Origin of the sequence: Hymenobacter defluvii (genome assembly GCF_017589435.1) — a bacterium.
Classification (GTDB): Bacteria; Bacteroidota; Bacteroidia; order Cytophagales; family Hymenobacteraceae; genus Hymenobacter; species Hymenobacter profundi.
The window spans coordinates 1-243 of sequence record NZ_JAGETX010000149.1 but is presented as its reverse complement, the minus strand read 5'-3'; the positions used below and the strand labels follow the sequence as shown (position 1 = coordinate 243).

Here is a 243-nt window from a genome sequence, read left to right as displayed (position 1 = left end):
CAGCAAAACTATCTGGCGCGCTGTTGACCTACGGGAAAAGCAGAATAAGCCAATGTTTGCCGAGGGTAAAGAAATCAGCCGCATTATACTGGATGCCGTGAAGCGCGGTGAGTTGCAAGCTTATGCTAATGACTCGCTGACTCGGACGCTAACACCAGCCCAAGTACAGGCAAATGCTTCTTATGTAGAAGAAACACAAGGCCTAACTGATGCTGAGAAAGCTGCTGGCTTCACGGATGCTGA

At 49.4% G+C, this 243-nt stretch carries 1 pseudogene; it reads left to right on the top strand.

Going from position 1 to position 243, the window contains the following annotated elements:
• Positions 1 to 243 (top strand): annotated as a pseudogene (locus J4D97_RS23395) (gliding motility protein GldN); the annotation flags it as partial.